The organism is Nesterenkonia aurantiaca (assembly GCF_004364585.1).
In the GTDB taxonomy this organism is placed as follows: domain Bacteria; phylum Actinomycetota; class Actinomycetes; order Actinomycetales; family Micrococcaceae; genus Nesterenkonia; species Nesterenkonia aurantiaca.
Map to the genome: position 1 here is coordinate 261,502 of NZ_SOAN01000002.1, position 21,043 is coordinate 282,544.

Below are 21,043 nucleotides of genomic sequence, written 5' to 3' on the forward strand. Positions count from 1 at the left end.
CCAACCCTGTGCGACCCTCCAAACGTCACGAGATCCTCGACGCCGCCACCCGGGTGGTCCAGCGCGAGGGCGTGACCACGCTGACCTACGAATCCGTGGCCGCCGAGGCCGGGATGACCAAGGGCGGGCTGCTCTACCACTTCCCCTCCAGGGAGGAGCTGCTGCTCGGGCTGCACCGGCATGTGGCGCAGAACTGGGAGCTCGCGCTGGAGGCCCAGGCCGGGGGCACCGCGCAGGAGCTCAGCCGGGACGAGCGCTTCCGGGCCTTCGTGCGGCTCTCGCAGAACCCCGAGCGCGCGGAGCTGCTGCTGATGCTCGAGGCCTCCGAGGACCCGGTGGCCAACGCCGCCTGGGATGAGATCTTCGCCCGGTGGGCGCCGCAGCCCCCTGAGGTCCCCGAGCCTGCCGTCACCGGAGACACCGAGAAGGCCGACGACGACGCCGCGGAGTCCGCCGCGGTACAGCGCTTCATCGCGCGGCTCGCCGCCGACGGGCTGTGGTTCTACGAGGCGCTCTCCACCGAGCGGCTGGATCCCCGCCTGCGCGAGCGGGTCACCGAGGAGATCATCGCGCTGGCGCAGAGCGCGCAGGTGCCGGCAGAGTAGTCTCATCCGGTGGCGATTCTCTCTCTGATGCTCTTCGTGGTGGCCGGCGCCGGCACCCCGGGGCCGAACAACACCATCGTGATGGCCTCCGGAGCCGCCTACGGTTTCAAACGGACGCTGCCGGCGATCCTAGGCGTGAACCTCGGCTTCCCCTCGATGGTGCTGATCGTGGGTATAGGGCTGGGCCAGGTGCTGGAACAGTGGCCGGTGATCCTCGACATCCTGCGCCCGATCGGGATCCTCTACCTGCTCTGGCTCGCCTACAAGATCGCCACCGGCCCCACCACGCTGACCCCGAAGCCCGGGGCGAAGCCGCCGGGGTTCGTGCAGATGGCGCTGTTCCAGTTCGTGAACCCCAAGGCCTGGACCCTCTCGGTGGCGGCGCTGAGCACCTTCACCGGATTCTGGGACTCCTTCATGCTCGAGGTCGCGGTGATCGCGCTCGTGGCCTGCAGCTTCGGGGCGCCCTTCACGGTGGCCTGGACGCTGCTCGGCGTGGGAGCCGGTCGGATCATCTCGCAGCCGAAGCACATGCTGATCTTCAACCTGGTCATGGCCGGGCTGCTGGTCGCCTCGGTGGTGCCCGCCATGGCGGACACCTGGGAGTCGCTGCCGCTCTAGACGCGGCGTTCCAGGCGCGGCGTTCTAGGCATGCCCAGACGAGGGCCGATGCTCGCCCAGGCGCAGCTGCCGATCGCCGATCTCCGCCGCCCAACGCCGATCGTGGGTGGCCACCAGCACCGCACCACCGGCGGTGGTGAAGCTGCGCACCAGAGCGCTCAATCGGCGCATCCCCGCGGCATCACGGCCCAGCGTCGGCTCGTCGAGCAGCAGCACCGCGGGTCGCAGCAGCAGCGCCGAGGCGATCACGCAGTCCTTGCGCTGGGCCGGCACCAAGTCATATGGATGCTCCTGCCCCAACCCGCTGAGCCCGGCGGTCTGCATCACCTGCTCCACCTGGTGCTCACGCTGCGCCGATGCACGCACTCGATCGGCGCGCCGCAGCCGCCGTCCTCCCGGGCCCAGCGGGACCGCGCGCACCAGCTCCGCACGCACCGTGGAAGCCGACAGCTGATCTCCCGGATCCTGACCCACCCACCCCAGATGGCGGGCCCGGTGGTGCGCCGGTGCCGCGCCGAGTTCGACGCCGCCGGGTCCGGTGATCCGAGCCCCCGGCTCGGCGGCAAGCAGCCCCGCCAGGGCGCCGAGCAGCGTGGACTTCCCGGAACCGTTGGCCCCCAGCAGCGCGGTGACCTCCCCCGCGCACAGGTCCAGCGCCACGCCGTCGAGCACCGGCGTGGACCCGCGCCGCACCGAGAGGTCCCGCACGTGCAGCAGCACCTCGCCTCGAGGCACCGGGCCGGGCCGGCCCAGATCCTGTACCGCCGGAGCGCGCCGGGCGTCCCAGATCCCGTGCTGGTCCAGCGGTCGCTGGTCCGGCCGCGCTCCTTCTGGCGTGATCGCGGCGGGGCGGCCCTGGTCCAGGAACAGCACCTGGTCACAGGTGGCGGTGAGGTCGTCGTGCTGGTGTCCGGTGAGCAGCACCGCGCCCCCGGCGTCACGGAACGCGCGCAGGGACCGGGCCAGGCGCCGTCGTGCGCCGGCATCCAGGGCCTGTGAGGGCTGATCCAGCACCAGCACGCTCGGGCGCAGGGTGAGCAGCCCGGACAGCGCGGTGAGCTGGCGTTCCCCGCCGGAGAGCGTGTCCAGGGCCCGCTCAGCCAGGCCTGCGAGGCCCAGCTCCTGCAGGCCGGCCTCGGCGCGCTCCAGGCACTCTGGCAGCGGCAGCCCCAGCAGCCGCCCGGGAAGCGCAGCCTCTTCGCGGACCGTGCGGGTCAACCCGGTGAGCTGGGCCTCTGGGTCATCGCCGAGCATGCCTGCGTGGTGATCATCGCGCAGCTCGCGCACCCCGGTGCTGTGCCCATGTTCCCCGAGCAGCCCGGCGGCGGCTCGGGCCAGGGTGGAGGTGCCCGCGCCCTGAGGCCCGAGCACCGCCACGGCCTCCCCGGGGTGAAGGGTGAGGTCCACGCCTTCCAGGGCAGGGGTCTCGGTGCCGCGGTACCGGAAGCCGAACTCGGCCAGGCGCAGCAACGGCAGCCGTGAGGAGGTGAGGTCAGGCATCGAAGGCTCCCAGGAGGTCGGTGGCCGAGGGCAGCGGCAGCAGCCCGGCCAGCGAGGCGCCCACCGCGAGCACCGACCCGAGGACGGCGCCCCAGCGCAGACCGCGCTGGCCCGCGCCTGCGGGATAGAACTGGGCCGGGGTGGGGTGCGAGGACTGGCCGAATCCGCGCTGGGTCAGGGCGTCATGGCGCTGATCCAGCTGGGTGATCGCGGTGACCAGCAGACCGGTGAGTACGCCGGTGAGCAGGCGCAGGCGCACCGAGAGCCGGTCGGTGTCCCAGCCGCGGGCAGAGCGGGCGGCCAATGCGGCGCGGACCCGATGCTGGGCCAGCGGGATCAGGCTCATCGCGGCGGCACACACGTAGGCCAGGGACAGCGGCAGCCGCAGCGTGAGCAGGCCGTCGAAGGCGCGCGAAGGATCCGATCCGAACGCGAACAGCGCGCAGACCGCGACCATGGCGGCCACCCGCAGCCAGAGCTGGATAGCCAGGGCGAGGCCCTCCACGGTGACTGCCGCGGGGCCGAACTCGGTGAGGACCTCGGCCTGCTCGCCGGGGTAGAAGAGTCCCTGGATGATGCCGACCATGATCAGCATGGGCCCGGCCAGCACCACCAGGGTCAGCGCCCAGCTGCGGAAGCGGACTCGGGGAGAGGCCGCCGCCCCGACCGCCGCGGCGATGAGCACGGCGGCCGGGATCAGCGGGGAGGGCACTCCGTAGACGAGCAGCAGCGCGCAGCCGAGCAGGACCAGCTCAGTGGCTGGGTGCAGCCGCATGCGAGGATCCTGCGGTGTGCGGGGTCCCACGCCTCGCCGCAGTCCGCTTCACGGCGGAGTGCTCGGTGAAGGGGAACCGGCTGCGCAGCCGGTTCGGGAGTGCGGCGATGACGAGGAAGGCCAGCGCGAAGATGATCGCCTTATCGGCGATATCGCTGCCCAGTCCCTGGATGGTGGCGGCGCCGAGCATGGAGGCGCCGGCGCCCTGCAGGGCGGCGACGATGCTGCCGGTGCCGACGCCGAGTCCGCCGCCGTAGATGAACGCGGCCACCGGGGTGGCGATCAGGCCGGTGGGGATGCCGGCCAGGGCTCCGGCGAGGACGGCCCACCAGATGCGGCGGAAGCCACCGAGCCGGGCGGCCCAGCCGGCCGCGGCGCCGATGAACGCAGAGCCGGCGGTGAAGGCGATGACCGTCGGGTTGATCGTCACGCCCCAGATGACGTTGGTGAGGATCCCCGTCAGGGCGCCGGCGGCGGGGCCGGCGATGACACCGACGATCACGGTGCCCAGGGAATCCAGGTAGAGCGGGATCGGGGTCATGGTGCCCACGATCTGGCCGGTGGCGATGTTCAGTGCGATCATCACCGGCATCAGGGCGAGCACGCTGCGCGGGATCCGCGGGAGCGTGCCGGCGGCGATGAGCGCCGCGCCGAGCAGGTAGCCGACCATCACGCCGAGGGTGGTGTGTCCCAGGTCTGCGCCGAGGGTGGCGGGCTGGCTGGTGAGCACCCAGAGATAGGTGCCGACGATGACGGCGGCGCCGGCGGTGAGCGCCAGGACCGACCACAGCGGGGGAGCGGGTCGGAGGTGGTTCCCGGCGCGGTCGGTGTGGCGGGTCTGGGGGGTGCCGGTCTTCTTCGCGCGAGTCTTCGGGGTTTCTCCGGGATCCGCCGCGGCGACGGACCCCTGCCCAGAGTGCGGGTCAGTGTGAGCCATGATGTTGTGGTCCTTGTCTCAAGGTGATGGTCAGGTGTTCCAGGAACGCCTCGGCGTCCAGGCTGCGGATGATCTCTGCATTGGGCACGCGGCCCCAGCGCCCGAGCCAGTCGGCTACGGTCTCGCCACGGGTCAGGGAGCCGAGGAGCTCGACGTCGACCGCTGCCTTCTCAGTCTCGTGCGCCCAGGGAATTATCCCGGCTGCGCCGTGTGGGGACGAATCCTGCTCAGGTTCTGCCGCCGTCTGGTTCCGGGCCCATGCCACGGCGGCGGCGGTGACATAGGGATCGTGGACATGGGCCAGATAGCCGTGACCGTCGGTCTCATGGAACTCGAAGTAGAACCGCAGCGCCTCGGCCAGCTGATCCAGAAAGCCTGACCACGGCTCCGACCGGGGCCGATCAAGCATCTGCTGCAGCCGCTCAGGCGTCAGCGCCACCGCCTCGGTGGCCTCGATCGGGCCGATCACCGGCAGGTGGGTGGATGCACCGAACGCGTCGATCACAGCCTTGGTGGCCTCGGGGTCGTAGCTGACGTTCCACTCCGTGGTGGGCCGGGTGTTGCCCCGGTAGTTGAAGGCCCCGCCCATGATGAAGAGCCGCTTCAGCAGCTGCGGGAGCTGGGGCTCCAGCTGCAGCGCCAGGGCCAGGTTGGTGGCCGGTCCGGTGAGCACCCCGATCAGCTCACCCGGGTATGCCCGGGCCGCTCGGACCCATGCCTGCGCGGCGGGAAGCTCGTCGGCGGTGAACCCGCCGGTGGGCAGGCGCGCGTACCCGGCGCCGGTGTCGCCGTGGGTCTCCTCGGCGTACTCGCTCGCCCCAGCCAGCGGGTGCTCGGCGCCGGGGTGGACACTGAGCTCGGTGCGCCCGGCCAGCTGCAGCCAACCCAGCGTGTTCGTCAGCACCTGGGCGGTGGAGACGTTGCCGCCGCTGGCGGCGATGCCGAGGATCTCGACGTCGTCCTGGCAGAACAGCCAGCCCAGCGCGAGTGCATCGTCGATGCCGGGGTCACAGTCCAGAAAGAGGGGGATCACCTGCACCATTGTGCCGGGTGCGGCGGAATCTCTCGGCGCAACACAGAGCCTTATTCAATTAAGACACACCAACCTTGCGTAACTTAGGGTAGCCTTGGATCAGATCAGTCAGGCTCGCATCGGTGAGCCTCCGATGCGGAAAGAAGGAACACCTCCATGCGCAGAACCTCCCTTGCGGTCACCCTGGGCGCGATCGTCGCGCTGACCGCGACCTCCTGTGGCGACACCACCGAGCCCGCCTCCAACGGTGACGAGACCTCCGCCGAGCAGGAGAGCCTGGTGCTCTACTCGGGACGCAACGAGGAGCTGATCCAGCCGCTGATCGATACCTTCTCCGAGGAGACCGGCATCGAGGTCGACGTCCGCTACGGTGGCACCGCCGAGATGGCCGCGCAGCTGCTGGAAGAGGGCGAGGGCTCCCCGGCCGATGTCTTCCTGGCCCAGGACGCGGGCGCCCTCGGCGCCGTGGCGGAGGAAGGTCTGTTCGATGAGCTCGACGCCGAGCTGCTTGATCAGGTGCCTGAGGCCTACCGTGACGCCGAGGATCGGTGGGTGGGCCTCTCCGGACGAGTCCGCACCCTGATCTACAACACCGACACCGTCGATGAGGCCGACCTGCCCGAGAGCGTGGACGAGCTGACCGGCTCGCAGTACACCGGTCGCGTCGGCGTGGCCCCCACCAACGCGTCCTTCCAGTCCTTCGTGACCGCCCACCGCGAGATCGAGGGCGAGGAGGCGACCCAGACCTTCCTCGACGACCTGGCCGCGAATGATCCGCAGATCCGCGAGGGCAATGGCGAGATCGTCACCGACGTCGCCGACGGGGTCATCGACATGGGCCTGGTGAACCACTACTACCTCTACGGCCGCGCCAAGGAGCTCGGCGAAGACCCCGCGGAGCTCAACGTCGCGAACCACCTCTTCAGCGGCGGAGACGTCGGTTCTCTGATCAACGTGGCGGGAGTCGGCGTGCTGAACTCCGAGAACCCGGCTGCTGCCTCGCTGGCCGAGTTCATGCTCAGCACCGACGGCCAGACCTACTTCGCCGAGGAGACCGCCGAATATCCGATGATCGAAGGCGTGGAGGGACCCGAGGGCATGCCGAGCCTCCAAGAGCTCGACGCCCCCGACATCGACCTCAACCGGCTCGATGACCTGGAGACCTCCGTGGAGATGATCGTCGAATCGGGTCTGGTGGGCTGACCCATCACCGCCCCGGCCCACGCTCCAACGCGCACCGCCGCCCGTTCCCGCTCCGCCGGGAACGGGCGTGTGGCGGTGCCGCTGTGGCTGCGTGCCGCCGCGGTCATCGCCACGCTGGTCGCGATGCTGCCGCTGTTCTACCTGATCATCCGGATGGCCCAGTTCCCGCTCCCGGACTTCCTGGACACGGTGTTCAGTGCGCGCAGCGCCCGGCTGGCCTACACCTCACTGACCCTGACCGGCACGGTCACCGTGCTGTGCCTGATCCTCGGCGTGGGACTCGCCTTCCTGGTCACCCGCACCCAGCTCCCCGGACGGCTGATCCTCGGCGTTGCCGCCGCGCTGCCTCTGGCGGTCCCCAGCTACGTCGCGGCCTTCGGCTGGCAGTCGATGAACGCCCTGATCAACCCGGGCACCAGCTTCGAAGGGTTCCTCGCCGCGGCGATCGTGATCACCTCGGTGACCTACCCGTACATCTACCTGCCGGTGGTCGCCGCGCTGGTCTCGGTGGATCCCGCCCAGGAGGAGGCCGCCCGGGCGCTGGGCCGCGGACCGGTGGACACCTTCTTCAGCGTCACCGTCCGCCAGGCCGCCCCCGCGATCACCGCGGGCACCCTGCTGTGCGCCATCTACGTCATCGCCGACTTCGGGGCCGTCTCGATCCTGCGCGTGGACACCTTCACCCGCGCCGTGTTCACCAGCTTCTCGATGGGCTTCGACCGGCTCGGCGGGGTGGCGCTGTCCTCGGTGCTGCTGGTCTTCACCCTGTGCCTGCTCATCCTCGAAGGACGGGTCCGCCGCACCGGCACGCGCTACTCCACCATGTCCGGGGAGGGGCGAGCCCGCCCCGCCCGGTTCTCGATGGGACGCTTCACGCTGCCGATCATGGCACTGGCCTGGGCCCCGGTGCTCATCGCGCTGGCGGTCCCGCTCTCGGCCCTGCTGGTCTGGAGCGTGCGCGGCGTCTCCCGGCCCGGCTCACTGGGCGAGATCGGCTCGGCGCTGCTGAACTCGCTCTGGGCCGCCGGGCTCGCGGCGCTGGCCACCACGGCGATCGCGATCCCGCTCGCGCTGTGGCTCGCGCGCCGTCCCTCGCGGCTCGCCCGGCTGCTGGAACGCACCGCCTACCTGGCGCACTCGCTGCCCGGCGTGGTGATCGGGCTCTCGGTGGTGATGCTCGGTATCGCGGTGCTGCCGGCGCTGTATCAGACCATGTGGATGCTGACCCTGGCCTACTGCGCGCTGATGCTGCCGCTCGCTCTGGGCCCGGTGCTCGCCTCCGCGCTCTCGGCGCCGCCAGAGCTCGAGGAGGCCGCGCAGTCACTGGGCAGCAGCCCGGGCGCGGGCTACCTGCGGGTGACGCTGCCGCTGATGCTGCCCGGGATCCTCTCCGGTGCGCTGCTGGTGCTGCTGACCACGATCAAGGAGCTTCCGGCCACGCTGATGCTGCGCCCCACCGGCTTCGACACCCTGGCCACCCGGCTGTGGACCTACACCGGCGGTGAGTCCTATGCGGCCGCCGCGCCCTTCGCCGCAATGCTGGTGCTCGTCGCCGCGGTCCCGGCCTGGATGATGATCTCACGACTGCTCAAGGAGGTTCGATGAACGCCACGGACAACGACACCACGATGCTTCAGGTCTCAGGGATCGAGGTGCGATTCGGTGACCAGCGGGTCCTCCATGACATCGACCTCAAGGTCCGAGCAGGGACGACGACGGCGATCGTGGGCCCCTCAGGCTCCGGCAAGACCTCGCTGCTGCGTGTGATCGCGGGATTCCTGGTGCCCGAGCACGGTGAGGTCCGGCTCCACGGCGAGGATGTGACCAGCGTCGCTGCCCACCGGCGCAGCATCGGTCTGGTCGCCCAGGACGGAGCGCTGTTCCCGCACCTCGACGTGGCGGGCAACATTGCCTTCGGACTGCCGCGCGGCACCTCCCGCCGCGAGCGGCACCGCCGAGTCACGGAGCTGCTCGAACTGGTCAGCCTCACTGCGGACCAGGCCTCCCGTCGTCCGGACCAGCTCTCCGGCGGCCAGCGCCAGCGAGTGGCCCTGGCCCGAGCGCTGGCTCGCCAGCCGGAGATGATCCTGCTCGATGAACCGTTCTCGGCCCTGGACGCGGGGCTGCGCGAGAGCACCCGCCAGGCGATCCGCGACATCCTGCGGATCACCGGGACCACGACGATCCTGGTCACCCACGACCAGGACGAGGCGCTCTCCTTCGCCGATCAGGTGGCGGTGCTCAAAGACGGGCGGCTGCGCCAGATCGGTGCGCCCGAAGAGGTCTACACCCGTCCCTGCGACGTGGAGACCGCGCAGTTCCTCGGCGACGCCGTGCTGCTGCCCGGAGCGCTTACGAGCCAGCTCCCAGGCCAGCTCACCGGCAAGGCCGGTGCGGTGTGGGACTCCACCACCCCGCTGGGCAGCGTGAACGTGGAGCTGGTCTGCCCGAACCTGGCCACCGCGCACCTCACGGTGAGCGGGGCTGCGGGTCAGGTGATGCTGCGACCCGAGCAGATCACGCTCAGCGACCAGGGCGTGGCCGGTACCGTGCTCAGCTCCCAGTACTTCGGCCATGACACCACCGCGTTGGTCCAGCTCGAGGGTGTGGAGGCGCCACTGCGACTGCGCCAGCTCAACGCAGTGCCGCTTGCGGCCGGCACCCAGGTCCACCTCGCCGTGCAGGGGTCGGGCGTCTTCTACCCGGCGTTCAGCGATTGCCGCGCTTGCTCCGCGCGGCCCGTGCCGGTGAGCATCGAGACACGGGGCGCAACCCCGATGCCCAGCTTTCTCTGACTGACGCAGCGGCTCAGCGGAGTATGCCGGGCTTCCGAACGGCTGCCACGACGCTGTGCCCGATGGTGCTCACAGAGGCTGTGCCACTGCTCGAATGGGTGACCCGTCCATGCCTGAGAGCCGCAGCGGGAGCCCTACGAAAGTGACGCGAGCGGGCAGCTGTGTGAGTTCCCTCAGGTTCTCGACGATCAGTCGCTTGCTGCCAAGCACGATGTCGTGCACAGGCAGGCCCTGATCGGCAGCGCGGGTGGAGTCGGGATTCAACGTGTCGACTCCGATCACGCGGGCCCCTACCTCCAGCAGGCGCTCGGCGAGCTGGGGCTCCAGAACCGGGTGATCTCGATACAGCTCGGAGCCCCAGTGCCGATCCCACCCAGTTGCCACCAGGACGATCCGAGCGTCTCCAAGGCCATCGGCGAACTGCTCCTCCACACTCTCAAGAGTCACGGTGGCCCCAGGGTTCAACGCCCCGGCGCGAAGCACGATCGCCTCTCCGATGAGATCCTGGACATCGATGGCATCAACTGTGTGACCGCCGGGAATGACATGGGAGGGAGCATCGACGTGGGTGCCGGAGTGCGTACCCAGGTGCAAGGAGTGCACCTCGAATCCATCGACGGAGACTGTCGCGGCAGGCTGGATCGACACCTGTGGGTCGCCGGGAAACACCGGCATCCCTGAAAGCACCTCATGAGACAGATCAACCCACCGCGCCATGTCCTATCTCCTACTTCGTCGTCGTGAGTTCGAGCTGGTCTGCGAGGTGCTGCGATTCGACGCCCTGGGGTTCAGAGATTCCCGCGATCCTGGTCCACAGCCAGTAGAACAAGCCCGAGAACAGCACTGTCGGGAGGGCGGCCCCGACGGGTGAGAACCAGACGGTCGTCAGGAGCGTGTACAAGCCTGCGCCGGTCGCCCAGACCAGGATCGCGCCGATGTTCCAGCCACCGGTGAACCAATACTTCCCACCCTTGTGATTCAGAATCTCACGGTGGTAGCTGCGTCGACGAGCCAAGTAGTAATCGACGATCATCACAGCGAAGACTGGGATGAACAGCGCGCCGATCGTTGCCAAGAAGTTCGTGAACTGGTCGAGCAGCCCGAGCCAGGTAGAGCCGATCACCGCGACTACGCCGAGCCCGAGCGCGGTCGGCAGGAACGGCAGCGGCCGGCGACGGGGAAAAGCATGCTGCAGCGAGAGGGTCATGCCATACATGACCATCGTGTTCGTCGCCATGACGGACAGGAACATCACCGCAGCCAGGGGTGCTCCGAATGCCATGATGATCACGGTCGGGTCAAACGCGATAGCCTCGTCGCCTTCGAGCAGGACGTAGGAGATCGCAGTGGCGCCGAGCGTCATCGCGAGAATCGTCGAGGTGGTGTATCCGATGGCTGCGCCTGTTGCTCCGGCGCGGACGCTGCGAGCCGTGCGGGTCAGGTCCGCGCTGAGCACCGTCCAGGAGATCGCGGTGGCAAACACGATGTCGAATACCAGCGCGCCGTCCATTCCCAGTGCGGGATCGATCGCGATGGCGAAATACTCGGCCGGGGGGTGCGTCGAGAAGGCGACGGCGAAGACATAGGCGATGATGCTCACAATGACGAGCCCGAAGAGCGGTTCAATGCGGGAGATCCCGACGTGGCCGAAGATGGCAAGGAACACGACGAACGCCTGACACAGCGCTGCGAACAGGATCGGGTTGGAGTACCCGGTCCACGAGTGGATGAGGTAGTCGACCGAGATTCCGGCGAGCATGGCCTGCACCCAGGACCAACCCATCAGGATGACCAGGTTCGACAGCGAGGGAACGATCGAACCGCGCAGCCCGAAGGATCCCTTGGTCAGTGCCATGGTCGAGAGGCCGGTGCGAACACCCATGACCGCGACCAGGGTGAGCACGCCGGCGCCGAGAACGGTGCCGCAGACGATCCAGAGCAGAGAATCGCCGAACGAGATGCCTGGGACGAACAGTGTGCCGGTGAGCAGGGTCGTGACGACGAGGTTTGCGGCCAGCCAGATCAGCATGATTCGACCGCCGCCGAGGGTGCCCCGAAGTGGCACCTGTTCTTCTTCTGCGTCTGCGGTCAACGTTGCGTTCTTCGGGGAGCTGTTCACAGGGCAGTACCTTCCTCGGTGACCGAGGAAAGGTGCTCATGGACGGCGAGCAGCCCCTCCTGGGATTTTTCAAAGACTATGGTTTCGCGTTCGCGGTATGTCTGCGGTTCACCGTCGACGATCGCGGTCGTCTCCAGCACGTGCCAGAAGACGCCGCCTTCGGCGAGGATCCGGACTCCAGATTCCAGCGTGCGACACGAGACGACCCGCCAGCCCGACTCCTGGAGCTTGCCCCACGCAGAGTGCCAGCTCGCACGGTCAGCATGAACGGTATCGTCGGGAGCAAATATGAACGTGCAGGTGGGTGAGAAGCGGCTGAAGTAATCGTTTTCATCATTACGTTCGAATGCCCGCACTATCGCTTCTGCGGCCGACGAGATGTGGTGTGGAAGTATTTCAGTCATCGGATCCAACCCTTCAGTGCGACACCTCGACTCCGCTGTGGGTCGATTGATGTGACGCTCGATACAGGGGTCAGCATGCAACAAGAGTTGTACATGAGTCAACATTGTTCCGCTGCCCGATACGCTGGGGTCTCGGATCGACGAGAAAGAGGATGAATGCGAAACGTCAATCCCGCCGCAAATGACTCACCACCTCCCGTCGGCGCGAAGCTGCGTGCCGCTCGACAGGCTCAGCGACTCACGCTTGACGTCGTGGCCCAGCACTCGAATCTCACCAAGGGTTACATCTCCCGTGTGGAGCGAGATGACACGTCGCCGAGCGTCGCGTCGCTGATGTCCATATGCCAGGTGCTGGGATTATCGCTGGGCCAGCTCTTTGAGGAGCCGGACAGTGCAATCGTGCGCCTCGACGATGCACCGTTGATCAATCTGGGCGGAATCGGGGCAGTCGAGCACATGGTCACACCGCGCGGCCAGTCTCAGGTGCAGGTGATCCACTCGGAGATCGCAAGCGGAGCTCACGGCGGTGAGAATCTCTACACGATCAACTGCAAAGTCGAATCGCTGCACATCATCCGCGGAGAGCTGCATATTCGCTTCGCTGCGTCGAGTGAGGTGCTCTATGCCGGGGATACCATCACGTTTCCAGGCAATGAGCCGCATAGCTGGTGGGCACCCGTGGAGAGTGCCGCGCTCTGGGTGCTCGTGCCTGCGCCGTGGAGCGGGTTGGTCTGATCCCTTGCCGCTGAGGCTGTCTGCTCTTTCGCCTAGGGTGTCTAATAGAGTACAAATATTCTCTATAACTATTCCTGGCCCGGAAGTGGCGAGAGATCGGATGTACCCATGTCAGCGACGGAGTATGTGAAGTTCAGCTCGGGGAACGTCGGCCCCGCCGATGCGAGCAAGTCGCCCAGGTTCGCGGGAATCGCGACTTTTGCTCGGCTTCCCAGGGCAGAGGAGGTGGACCACGTCGATATCGCGGTTCTGGGTGTGCCCTTCGACTCTGGAGTGAGCTACCGTCCTGGCGCGCGGTTCGGTCCGGCGCACGTGCGTGAGGCGTCGCGGCTTCTGCGTCCGTACAATCCTGCCGCCGACATCTCCCCCTTTGCCGAGGTGCAGGTAGCCGATGCTGGTGACATCTCGGTGAATCCGTTCAGCCTCGACGAGGCTGTCCTCGATATAGAGCGCGCCGCCGACGAGCTTCGGGCCGGGGGCACGCGGATCCTGGCGATCGGCGGGGACCACACGCTCGCTCTTCCGATGCTTCGCTCAGTCGCGAAGACGCACGGCCCTGTGGCTGTGGTGCACTTCGATGCACACCTCGACACCTGGGACACCTACTTCGGTGCGCCCGTCACCCACGGCACGCCGTTCCGGAGGGCATCCGAGGAGGGCCTCATCGACATGGAGGCCAGCCTGCACGTCGGGATCCGCGGTCCGCTCTACGGCAAAGAGGATCTTCGAGACGACGAGCGTCTGGGATTCGCCATCATATCCACGCACGACATCGAGGTCGAAGGCGTCGAAGCGGCGATCGAGCGGATGCATCGTCGCATCGGTGATCGACCGGTATATCTGTCGATCGACATCGACGTGCTTGATCCTGCGCATGCTCCGGGCACCGGCACCCCTGAAGCTGGGGGTATGACAAGTCGGGAGCTGCTTCGGATGCTGCGGGCCTTCTCGAACACGAGGCTCGTCGGTGCCGACGTCGTGGAGGTGTCGCCCCCCTACGACCACGCTCAGCTCACGGCCGTCGCGGGCTCTCATGTCGCCTACGAGGTGATCTCTGCCATGGCCGCGCAACGATGATGTGTCGAGCAGCAGTCTGACCGGCGTCCGGTTCTGACTGCCACGAATGAGCGAGAACCCCGCTTCGCGAGCTGAAAACTAGGAGACGATCCATGACACCATCGCACACTTACCACGTCACGAATCCTGCGACGGGGGAAACGCTGGAAAGCTTTCCAGCCGCAACCCCCGAGGAGGTGGAGGCCGTCCTGGCCGCGGCGACAGAAGCCTTTGCGGAGTGGAAGAGAACCTCCCTGGAGAGTCGAACGAGGACAGCCCTTCGGATCTCGGAGCTGTTTGCTGAGCGAATCGATGAACTGGCGCGGACGATCAGCATCGAGATGGGGAAGCCGCTGAGCGAGTCCGAAGAAGAAGTCGAGTTCGCATCCGCCATCTTCGCGTACTACGCGGAGAAGGCGGCCGAGCTCACCGCCGACCGGGAGATAGAAAGCTATTCAGGCGGACGAGCCGTCATCGAGCACCTGCCGATCGGTCCGTTGCTGGGGATCATGCCCTGGAACTTCCCGTACTACCAGGTCGCCCGTTTCGTCGCGCCCAACCTGATCCTGGGAAACCCGATCATCCTCAAGCACGCGGAGTCGTGTCCCCGCTCAGCCCTCGCCATCGAGCAGATTCTGCACGACGCGGGCGTGCCAGTCGGCGTGTACACCAACATCTTCGCCACTCACGAGCAGGTCGCGACGATGATCGCTGATCCGCGACTGCGCGGCATCTCGCTCACCGGATCTGAGCGCGCCGGAGCGGCTGTCGCCGAACAGGCCGGAGCCCATCTGAAGAAGGTCGTGCTCGAGCTTGGAGGTTCGGACCCCTACATCGTGCTGGACGCCGAGGATGTGGCAGCTGCCGCTGACACCGCATGGGAGACCCGCGTGTACAACATGGGTCAGGCGTGTAACTCTAACAAGCGGATCATCGTCCACGAGGACATCTACGATGTGTTCGTCCAGCAGCTGACGGTGCGCGCTGCGGGCCTGCGGCCCGGAGACCCCTTGGCCCTGACTTCGGAGACGTATTCGCCGATGTCTTCGCGGGGCGCTGTGCGCCTCCTGAAGGAGCAGGTCGATGACGCCGTTTCCAAAGGTGCGCGGCTGCATGCAGGCGGAGAGACCTCCGGCTCCTCGGGGTTCTACTATTCTCCCGCAGTGCTGACGGGGGTCACGCCGGAGATGCGCGCCTATAGCGAAGAACTCTTCGGCCCAGTCGCCGTGGTCTACAAGTGCAGAAGCGACGAGGAAGCGATCCGACTTGCCAACGAGAGTCAGTATGGCCTGGGGGGTGCGGTCTTCTCCGTGGACACCGAGCGTGCGGCGGCAGTCGCCTCTCAGCTTGAGGTGGGGATGGCCAGTGTCAACACGCCCGCCGCGGAAGGTCCGGAGATGCCATTCGGGGGCGTGAAGAACTCTGGCTACGGCCGCGAGCTCGGACCGCTCGGTATGGACGAGTTCGTCAACAAGCGACTTCTCTACATCGCGGATTGAGCGTCGGGGGCGGCTGGGCGCTGCGGTTTCTGATGCCAGCAGTCACAGGGGCTGTGCCCACGGATGGCCAAGGGGAGCTCACGGTTTCGTCTCAGGGTTCTTCTTCAGTGGTCAGCGCTGGGCTTTGCCCGCCTGTCCGTGAGCCGACCTTGATGATGTGATCGGCGATCGCGGAGATGGCGAGCTGCAGTCCACGGAGACTGCGGCCTGCGTCGTCGCCATGGTGAGAGGCGCGGAAAAGCGTTGGTACGTGGACTTCCCCCGGCTGCCAGAGGGGAACTGGGGCCATCGAGTCAAGTGCCGATCCGAGGACTACGATGTCGATCAGAGTGAGCACATCGACTTGTTCATGTTCCTGGATCCCAGCCTCTGCCATGAGGGCAAAGGCCGCCTCGTAGAGTTTCAGCGTCAGGTCGTCGTCTACGGGTTCGCGAACCAGTAATGGGAGCGCCTCAGGGAACAGCGCCATGGATGCACTGTATGCCTCGACCCATTCTGTGAATCGATCACGCCAAGATCGGTCTTGAACTGAGAACCGAGTGAGGTCTATGCGTTCGTAGAGCATTGCCCGCATCAAATGGATGATTTCGTTCTTCCCGCCTTTGACGTGGTGGTACAAAGACGACGGATGGACGCCCAATTCTCTGGCGATCGCTGGGATCGTGAAGTCGTTTTCGCGCTCAGCTACGCTAAGGGCTGCCTCGGCGATGATGCGTCTGGAAAGGATCTTCCGTCTGGGGCGCGGCATGATGACGATGATGGGTCGGTCAGAAGACGATGACGGAGCGCCCGTAAGCGCCAGTGCGGAGAGCCTCGAACGCTGTGTCCACTTCTTCGAGTGGAACCCGTCGCTTGATGAGCCGATCCACTGGCAGTTTGCCACTCAGATAGAGGGATGCCAGCAGGGGGAAGTCACGACGCGGAACTGTTGATCCGTAATTGGAACCGACGAGGCGTTGTCCATGCTCTGCGAGAGCCAGCGCATCGATGGGCACCGGGTGTTCTCCTGACGGCAGGCCAACGACCACTGCGGTGCCCCCGCGTTTCAGGTAGCCGGGCATCTCTGCGATAGAAGCTGGCCGTCCGATAGCTTCGAATGCGAAGTCTGCTCCCATATCGGTCACTTCTTTGACATGTCTGGCTGTATCGCTGTTCGCCTTGAAAGTGTGTGTGGCTCCAAAAGATCGTGCCAGCTCGAGCGCTTCGTCAGTGACGTCGATGGCGATAATCGGTGTCGCTCCGGCGAGGTGGAGACTCATGATGATGCTCAGTCCGACGCCGCCAGCACCGATGACGACTGCGGAGCGGCCAGGGGGTACCGCCGCGTCGTTAACGACAGCGCCGAAACCCGTAGCCACCGAGCAGCCGATCAAGCAGGCCACGTCGAACGGTACTTCCCGAGGGACCGCGATGGCTGCCTGCTCGGGCACCAGGGTGTATTCGCTCATCGACCCTATGCCCAGATATGGATACACCGTCTCGTCCTCTCGGGTCATGGCAGAAGTGCCGTTGGGGAGAAGGCCGGTCTCAGAGTGTGACCCCGTACATACCCATGTCTTGCCTTCGGCGCATGCCTGACATTTCAGGCAAGGAGCGAACCAGGCAAGGATCACGTGGTCTCCGGGGGTGACCGAAGTGACGCCCGCACCGACAGAAACGGCTACGCCGGCGCCCTCGTGGCCCATGACAGTCGGCGAGGGCATTTTCCACTCGCCGTCGAGGACGTGTCGGTCCGAGCCGCACACTCCTGAGGCTCCCATGCGTATGAGGACTTCACCCTCGCCGGGATCTTTGACCCTCAGATCAACGATGTCGATATTTGGTGTGCGTGTGTGTAGTGCTGCACGTGAAGGAGTGGACATCATGCCTCCTGAAGGGGGGACGGGCGCGTAGGTCGCCGCCGGTAGAGGAGGTGGAACAGTACGAGGTAAGCGACTGCCGCCACAAGAGCTGCGGGAAGGCTGGCTGTGACGATCGAGAAGACTGCAGCGGTCTCGAGGGTGATTGGGTTGTAGAGCCACAGATAGAACACTGCTCCGATGAGCACTGCTGCGAGGCCCGCCCAGTTGACACCCCCGGCGAAGGCGTATAGCTGGCCGCGGTTGGCCAGGTGCAGCTGCCGCAAATCGATGCTCTGCCGCCGGAGGAAGAAGTAGTCCGTGAGGGCAACACCGCAGATCGACGTCAAGAAGGCACCGGAGAGTAGAACGAAAGTCATGAACTGCTCGTACATGAATTGCGGGAAGAAGGACATGATCGCAGGCAGGATGAAGAATGCCGCTGTCAGCAACTTCCACGGCACGCGGGCCAGTAGGCGGCCGGAGGACTGGCGCAGGGCCAAGATTGTTGAATAGACAATCGAGGACATCGAGGTGATGTTGGCGAAGGCGATGAACGCCAACACCGCCACGCCCAGAACGGGTCCTCCGAATGGGACCATCCAGATGGTTGGGTCAGAATCGCCGATGGTCAGTGCTGCAGCCATGCCAACGACCTGTGCAATGAGCGTCGCTACCAACAGGCCCCCATAGGCCGGCCAGAGTGCGGCCTTGCGGTGGCGAGTCATGCGACTCAGCGAACCCATCACGGGGTACCAGGAGACTCCGACGCCAACGTTGAATTCGACGGCGACCATGAAGTTGAGCGTTTCATCGTCGAAAGGCGCCAACGGTGCGGCGGAGAGCAGAGTGTCCCAGGATGTAGCGCTGACCAGTACGATCATCATGGCGATTGTGATGATGACGAGGCCTGGAGCGACGATCTTGTTGAGTCGCCCGATGACAACTGGACCTCGGGAGAGGACGAACCAGGAGATCAGGATTGCCGCTAGCGCGCCTACGGTGACAATCGGCCCGTATTGGTTCATCTCTGCCCCAGTGATGGAGCCGGCTACTTCATTGGTCGCACGTCCCGCCATGACCGCGAGCAGTGAAGACCACCCCATCTCGGTGATCAAGATGATGGTGAAGACGATGGCTCCGACGCCGACGACCCCGAAAGCCCCGCGCAGAAGTGTGTACTGCTCCGTGCCGTACCGCTGGGAAGCGGGGACTGCGGCCAGCACCATGAAGCACAGGCCGATCGCATTGCCGATGAGCATGGCGGCGATGCCGTCTTTGAAGCCCACCAGCAGGGCCGTTGAGCCTCCGACCAAGAACGCCCATGTTGCGATGGCTAGGGCAGTGTTGACCCAAGTGAAATCCCAGCCCGACCATTTTCGTTCGGACTCCAGCAACGGGAATGTGCCGTAGATATGCTCCCGACGAAGTTCCTCGGAATCGACTGGCAAAGCGTCAGCGTGTGCGCCGGGTGTCTTCTTCACAGCGCCATCACTGCCAATCCGATCAGGCAGGCCAGAACGGTCGCGGCCACGTAGACGCCAATGTCCGCGATGGACAAGGGTTGCCGTGCATCCTGGTGGGCTTCTGCCGATTCTACGATCTCGATGCGGCGCTCTAGCTCCTCGGCGATGCTTCTCGGTGTGCCGCTACTTGTCATCGTCTCTACGAAGTTGACCGGCGGTGAAGGTGGCCGTGTCATAGGTGCTCCTTAGGAACAAGGCGGCGCCGCTCGGCGTCGCTTAATCAAACTGCATTTGGTTTAGAATCTTCACATGTGACCTACGTCTCGTCAAGAGGTGCCGGGTGGATTAATGTCAGCTCGATGGCAGGCAGGTTCGAGCGGAATGGGAGGATGGCGAAGTGCCCAAGAAGACGACACCTCAGAGCAGTCCGTGGACATCTTGCGCTGTAGTCGCAGTGGCTCAGGGGGAGGCCTCGATCGGTGACATCGAGGAGAACCTTGCTGTCTTGGAGCGGCTGATCGCCTGCGCGGCGAATGAGGGGGCTGATGTCGTGGTTACGCCTGAGCTCTTTGCGACAGGTTACGATCCAGCCGAAGCCGTGCTTCATGACGGTGAGCGGATCCGTGCTCAGATAGCCGATCTCGCGCGACGCCACCATGTGGCAGTCGTTGGATCGACTATCGAAAGCGGGTGCGTGGGGGGTGAGGCAAAGTACTACATCACCGCGTCGTTCGTAGATGCTTCGGGTCATGAGCTAGCGCGCAGCAGGAAGGCTCACCTATTCGGCCCAATAGAGCAAGGGTGCATCGATACGATGGGGTACGGTTCAGTATTCTCCTGGCGCGGACTCCGCTGTGCTATGGGCACCTGTTACGACATTGAGTTTCCGGAGTTCGTGCGACATGGTGCGCGGTTGGGGGCGCAGGTGTTCTTCGTTCCTACGGCTGTCCCGACGCTGAACTTTCAAGATCCTCACCGTGATGCCGCGTGGAGCTACGACGCAACACAGACCTCCCTGCTGCAGGTTCCTGCGAGGGCACTCGAGAATGGTGTCGTAATTGCTTATGCGAACCATGCGGCACCTGGCTTCACGGCCCACAGCTGCATCGCGACCCCCTACGGCCGCCTGGCTGCGCTCATCGAGGACGGTGAAGGCGTTGCGCTTGCGGAAGTAGATGTTGCGTCCATCGAGCAAGCGCGGTCCGTCAACACCTACCTCCAGGATTTCGAAAGACCCGGATTGCGACCCTGAAGGTGAAGATCCAGAGTCGCGTGAGTCGTCGGACGCGATGACCTGGGCGACCGACCAGGCGACATGCTGCGCGACGGCGCAAAGGCATCGTGTAGGTGCCCACTGCGGGTCCGCGGCTTTGTGCAAGGGCAGAGTTCCTTGCATCATTTCACCGCTGGTCAACATGTGTCTGTGGACATGTCTTCCAGGGTGTCGTCCTCCGGGGCTGGGGCCGTGCTCCGGCCGTATCGGAGCTGGCAGAAGTCGCGCAGCCGCTGCGCCATGTTCAGCAGCATTGCGCTTCCATGGTGATCCCTCCGCCAGGCGGCGTAGAGGTGGAATCGGAGAGCCTGCCCCCGTTCGTCGAGAATCCTCAGGGGGTGCAGAGCGAAGTGTGTGTCGTCCGAGAGGACCGCGACTCCTCGTCCGGCTGCGGCCAGGGCCTGCGCCAGCCTTCCCTGTGAGACTTCAATGGTGTTGCGGGGTGCAAGGTTCGCGAGGTTCAGTGCGGCGTCGAGCATCTGTCGGGATTTCTGCATTGTTGGCACGAGGATCAGCGCCTGTTCACACAGAGACCCGAGGTCGATCGAGTCTCGAGACGCCCATTCGTGTGACCGGGGCACGCAGGCCCAGATGGGAAGTGTGGCAAGCAGAAGTGACGCATGGTCATTGGCCGCTCGCTGTGGCGTGATGATCAGATCGTGATCGGAGCTGTCCTTGGTGATCTCTGGGCTGAGCGCAATCTCGGAGACGTGCGGGGTCGGGTCGTTCTGGGAGAAGGTCGCGACGAATGGGGCAACGATGTCGATCAGGGTGGTCTGCGGCGCACCGATCGTGAGGTTGCGCATGGTGCCTGAGGCGAGCGTCTCGGCGATCATCTCGGCGTGGCTGTGGACGCGCAGCACCTCTCGGCTGACCGAGAGGAACTCTGCGCCCTCTGACGTGAGGATCAGTCGATTGCCCCCGCGGCGGAACAGCTGAAGTCCGAGGTTCTTCTCGAGCTCCCTGATCTGTCGGGAGAGCGCTGGCTGGGTGATGTGCAGGGTCTCTGCGGCCGCTGACACAGTCCCCTCATCAGCGACAGCGGCGAAGTACCTGAGCAGTCTATGGTTCACCTATCCAGCATCCCATGCGCTTAAGGCATGGTTTGTATCAGCACTAGGCATTCGACAGCATGCTCCCGCCTAGGTGACCATCAGATCAATGGTCATCTGACCCCCACCGTG

The 21,043-nt window shown here is 65.7% G+C and carries 21 protein-coding genes; 9 read left to right on the forward strand and 12 right to left on the reverse strand.

Features of this window, described 5'->3' with window-relative positions; all coding sequences use genetic code 11:
- Nucleotides 1–8: 8 nt before the first annotated feature.
- Both EV640_RS04230 and EV640_RS04235 read left to right on the forward strand, forming a co-directional pair.
- Complete coding sequence (locus EV640_RS04230) at nucleotides 9–605, forward strand: TetR/AcrR family transcriptional regulator (protein ID WP_036477705.1); 597 nt, start codon at nucleotides 9–11, stop codon at nucleotides 603–605.
- Nucleotides 606–614: 9 nt separating this feature from the next.
- Nucleotides 615–1,226, forward strand: coding sequence for a LysE family translocator (locus EV640_RS04235; RefSeq protein ID WP_084479737.1), 612 nt, complete (start codon nucleotides 615–617; stop codon nucleotides 1,224–1,226).
- Between the two features lie 24 nt (nucleotides 1,227–1,250).
- Here EV640_RS04235 and EV640_RS04240 read toward each other — a convergent pair whose 3' ends face one another.
- The 4 genes from EV640_RS04240 to EV640_RS04255 are packed head-to-tail and all read right to left on the reverse strand — an operon-like array spanning nucleotide 1,251 to nucleotide 5,480.
- Entirely contained in the window at nucleotides 1,251–2,726 is a 1,476-nt protein-coding gene (locus EV640_RS04240; protein WP_133725889.1) for an ATP-binding cassette domain-containing protein, read from the reverse strand.
- A complete protein-coding gene (locus tag EV640_RS04245; protein ID WP_133725890.1) occupies nucleotides 2,719–3,501 on the reverse strand; it encodes a CbiQ family ECF transporter T component in 783 nt (260 codons plus the stop codon). Before EV640_RS04245 ends, EV640_RS04240 begins: the two co-directional genes overlap by 8 nt.
- Complete coding sequence (locus tag EV640_RS04250; protein WP_200869344.1) at nucleotides 3,479–4,438, reverse strand: ECF transporter S component; 960 nt, start codon at nucleotides 4,436–4,438, stop codon at nucleotides 3,479–3,481. The genes EV640_RS04245 and EV640_RS04250 overlap by 23 nt, the downstream gene beginning before the upstream one ends.
- Nucleotides 4,425–5,480 (reverse strand): nucleoside hydrolase, encoded by a 1,056-nt coding sequence (locus EV640_RS04255; protein ID WP_036477618.1) that lies wholly within the window; start codon nucleotides 5,478–5,480, stop codon nucleotides 4,425–4,427. The genes EV640_RS04250 and EV640_RS04255 overlap by 14 nt, the downstream gene beginning before the upstream one ends.
- Before the next feature lie 147 nt (nucleotides 5,481–5,627).
- Between EV640_RS04255 and EV640_RS04260 the strand changes: the two genes are divergently transcribed.
- The 3 genes from EV640_RS04260 to EV640_RS04270 all read left to right on the forward strand — a co-directional run bounded on the left by EV640_RS04260 (nucleotide 5,628) and on the right by EV640_RS04270 (nucleotide 9,469).
- Nucleotides 5,628–6,674 carry an iron ABC transporter substrate-binding protein gene (locus EV640_RS04260; protein WP_036477621.1) on the forward strand — a complete coding sequence of 349 codons (1,047 nt, stop codon included), beginning with the start codon at nucleotides 5,628–5,630 and terminating at the stop codon, nucleotides 6,672–6,674.
- A gap of 69 nt (nucleotides 6,675–6,743) precedes the next feature.
- Nucleotides 6,744–8,279: an ABC transporter permease gene (locus EV640_RS04265; RefSeq protein ID WP_036477624.1), complete on the forward strand. Its 1,536-nt coding sequence runs from the start codon at nucleotides 6,744–6,746 to the stop codon at nucleotides 8,277–8,279.
- Nucleotides 8,276–9,469 (forward strand): ABC transporter ATP-binding protein, encoded by a 1,194-nt coding sequence (locus EV640_RS04270; protein ID WP_084479730.1) that lies wholly within the window; start codon nucleotides 8,276–8,278, stop codon nucleotides 9,467–9,469. Before EV640_RS04265 ends, EV640_RS04270 begins: the two co-directional genes overlap by 4 nt.
- A 69-nt stretch (nucleotides 9,470–9,538) precedes the next feature.
- Here EV640_RS04270 and EV640_RS04275 read toward each other — a convergent pair whose 3' ends face one another.
- Genes EV640_RS04275 through EV640_RS04285 form a run of 3 tightly spaced genes read right to left on the reverse strand, consistent with a single transcriptional unit; the run spans nucleotide 9,539 to nucleotide 11,992 of the window.
- The gene (locus tag EV640_RS04275) at nucleotides 9,539–10,186 is read right to left on the reverse strand and encodes a cyclase family protein (protein WP_036477627.1); all 648 of its coding nucleotides are present in this window, start codon (nucleotides 10,184–10,186) and stop codon (nucleotides 9,539–9,541) included.
- 10 nt (nucleotides 10,187–10,196) lie between these two features.
- Complete coding sequence (locus EV640_RS04280) at nucleotides 10,197–11,588, reverse strand: purine-cytosine permease family protein (protein WP_051501447.1); 1,392 nt, start codon at nucleotides 11,586–11,588, stop codon at nucleotides 10,197–10,199.
- Nucleotides 11,585–11,992 (reverse strand): YybH family protein, encoded by a 408-nt coding sequence (locus EV640_RS04285; RefSeq protein WP_036477629.1) that lies wholly within the window; start codon nucleotides 11,990–11,992, stop codon nucleotides 11,585–11,587. Before EV640_RS04285 ends, EV640_RS04280 begins: the two co-directional genes overlap by 4 nt.
- 156 nt (nucleotides 11,993–12,148) lie before the next feature.
- On the opposite strand from EV640_RS04285, the gene EV640_RS04290 reads away from it, so the two are divergent.
- The 3 genes from EV640_RS04290 (at nucleotide 12,149) to EV640_RS04300 (ending at nucleotide 15,282) form a co-directional block, all read left to right on the forward strand.
- The gene (locus EV640_RS04290) at nucleotides 12,149–12,727 is read left to right on the forward strand and encodes a helix-turn-helix domain-containing protein (protein WP_036477632.1); all 579 of its coding nucleotides are present in this window, start codon (nucleotides 12,149–12,151) and stop codon (nucleotides 12,725–12,727) included.
- 108 nt (nucleotides 12,728–12,835) lie between these two features.
- Nucleotides 12,836–13,804, forward strand: a complete 969-nt coding sequence (gene speB, locus EV640_RS04295; RefSeq protein WP_051501448.1) for an agmatinase — start codon at nucleotides 12,836–12,838, stop codon at nucleotides 13,802–13,804.
- A gap of 92 nt (nucleotides 13,805–13,896) precedes the next feature.
- Nucleotides 13,897–15,282, forward strand: coding sequence for an NAD-dependent succinate-semialdehyde dehydrogenase (locus EV640_RS04300; RefSeq protein WP_133725891.1), 1,386 nt, complete (start codon nucleotides 13,897–13,899; stop codon nucleotides 15,280–15,282).
- 91 nt (nucleotides 15,283–15,373) lie between these two features.
- On the opposite strand, the gene EV640_RS04305 is transcribed toward EV640_RS04300, so the two are convergent.
- The 4 genes from EV640_RS04305 to EV640_RS04320 are packed head-to-tail and all read right to left on the reverse strand — an operon-like array spanning nucleotide 15,374 to nucleotide 18,822.
- Complete coding sequence (locus EV640_RS04305) at nucleotides 15,374–16,030, reverse strand: TetR/AcrR family transcriptional regulator (protein WP_084479732.1); 657 nt, start codon at nucleotides 16,028–16,030, stop codon at nucleotides 15,374–15,376.
- A gap of 19 nt (nucleotides 16,031–16,049) precedes the next feature.
- Entirely contained in the window at nucleotides 16,050–17,147 is a 1,098-nt protein-coding gene (locus tag EV640_RS04310) for an alcohol dehydrogenase catalytic domain-containing protein (RefSeq protein ID WP_084479733.1), read from the reverse strand.
- On the reverse strand, nucleotides 17,144–18,604 hold the full coding sequence (locus tag EV640_RS04315) for a purine-cytosine permease family protein (protein ID WP_036477641.1): 1,461 nt from the start codon (nucleotides 18,602–18,604) through the stop codon (nucleotides 17,144–17,146). The genes EV640_RS04310 and EV640_RS04315 overlap by 4 nt, the downstream gene beginning before the upstream one ends.
- A complete protein-coding gene (locus tag EV640_RS04320) occupies nucleotides 18,601–18,822 on the reverse strand; it encodes a hypothetical protein (protein ID WP_036477644.1) in 222 nt (73 codons plus the stop codon). The genes EV640_RS04315 and EV640_RS04320 overlap by 4 nt, the downstream gene beginning before the upstream one ends.
- 161 nt (nucleotides 18,823–18,983) lie before the next feature.
- On the opposite strand from EV640_RS04320, the gene EV640_RS04325 reads away from it, so the two are divergent.
- Nucleotides 18,984–19,838 carry a nitrilase-related carbon-nitrogen hydrolase gene (locus EV640_RS04325; RefSeq protein WP_084479734.1) on the forward strand — a complete coding sequence of 285 codons (855 nt, stop codon included), beginning with the start codon at nucleotides 18,984–18,986 and terminating at the stop codon, nucleotides 19,836–19,838.
- 158 nt (nucleotides 19,839–19,996) lie between these two features.
- On the opposite strand, the gene EV640_RS04330 is transcribed toward EV640_RS04325, so the two are convergent.
- Complete coding sequence (locus tag EV640_RS04330; protein WP_133725892.1) at nucleotides 19,997–20,932, reverse strand: LysR family transcriptional regulator; 936 nt, start codon at nucleotides 20,930–20,932, stop codon at nucleotides 19,997–19,999.
- Between the last annotated feature and the right edge of the window lie 111 nt (nucleotides 20,933–21,043).